Raw genomic sequence first — 1401 nt, forward strand, 5'->3', positions numbered from 1 at the left:
AGCGCGAGCAAATACATCAATAATAAAAGCAGTATAAACCCAGCCACTCAGTGTCTTGATATAGGTAAAATCTGCAACCCACAGCTGATTAGGACGATGGGCATTAAAGTTACGATTGACCAAGTCGTCAGCACGCTTTTGGTCGTCACGGCTGTTGGTGGTCATCTTACCCTTACCGCGCCAGATGCCTTGCATACCATACTGCTTCATTAAACGCTCGACGGTGCAACGAGCAACCTTTACGCCATCAGCCTTCATCTGCTGCCAGACTTTACGAACACCGTAACGGCATTTACTGTCTTGCCAAATACGTTTAATCTCTCTGAGATAATAGTCATCATGCTGACTGCGTAATGAGCGCTTCTCAGGGCAGTCCTCTAAGTCTTTAGCACGGTAGTAGGTTGATGGGGCAATCGGTAGTACTCTACAAATCAGCTCGACCCCATAACTACCTCTATAGTCATCAATAAACTGAACCATTATCTGGGTGGACGGCCCGTCCCCGCCTGGGCTTCAAGACCAGCAGCCTTACGTATAATCTCATTGGCTTGCTTGAGCTCTTTGTTCTCTCGTTCAAGCTCTTTGATACGCTCTTTGTCACTTTGAGCTTGCACTGAGGCGGGAATGGTTTGGTCTATGTGCTTTTTATGCCATGATCGCAGTGTCTCAGGCGTACAGCCAATCTTAGGTGCAATTGCTTGAATAGCTGACCAGGTGGAGGGATAGTCGCTTAATGCTTCAATCAGCATGCGAACGGCGCGTTCTTTAATCTCAGGAGTGTAGGTTTGTCTTTTCATTGTCGTATTCTCTCAGAATGTTGAGTCTCCGACAATCCCGGGGCGGTTCAAAAAAATTTCGAGTAGATTATTTGAGAGCAACAAAGGCTATAATTTATGGTGATACTAACAATTATATTGAACTATCTCTATGATTTTACATATAAATTTCAAGCTTATTCCACGGACCAATGCTTAAGCACCCTCTAGAAATATATTTGCTTTGGATTTAACAATAGTTGATGTATGCTGTTAGTATCACATATTAGTATTTGGTAACATCTATAGGAGCTATAATCAGCACCTAAGAAATATTGGAATGCCTTACTAAGCAATGGAAATTTTGGTGTAGAAATCCCTATAAGCTGTTAAGAACCATTAGATAAAACGATATTTATCAAAGTTTTTGTAAAAAACATAACAATATTAATAGATGTAGATATTAAATGAAAAAAAAATATATAGTTTTTAGTTTTTTTATAATAGTATTTCCAATACTATTTTTTTTATGGCTTAGTTTTTTATCTTACACTGCATATAAAACTTCCATGGAGAAAGTATTCAATGTAGATATCAGCATTCTAAGTGAGCTAGCTCCTTACAAAGTCTCACAAGCAATAATAAA

At 39.4% G+C, this 1401-nt stretch carries 1 pseudogene and 1 other annotated feature; the pseudogene reads right to left on the reverse strand.

The features are described 5' to 3' along the window. Positions 1-797 (reverse strand): annotated as a pseudogene (locus tag ACT3RN_RS15610) (IS3 family transposase); the annotation flags it as partial. Then, positions 406-522: a sequence feature (AL1L pseudoknot), on the reverse strand. (Overlaps the previous pseudogene by 117 nt.) Positions 798-1401: the final 604 nt, after the last annotated feature.

The sequence above is a fragment of the Psychrobacter sp. AOP5-GZ1-6 genome (assembly GCF_052376345.1).
In the GTDB taxonomy this organism is placed as follows: domain Bacteria; phylum Pseudomonadota; class Gammaproteobacteria; order Pseudomonadales; family Moraxellaceae; genus Psychrobacter.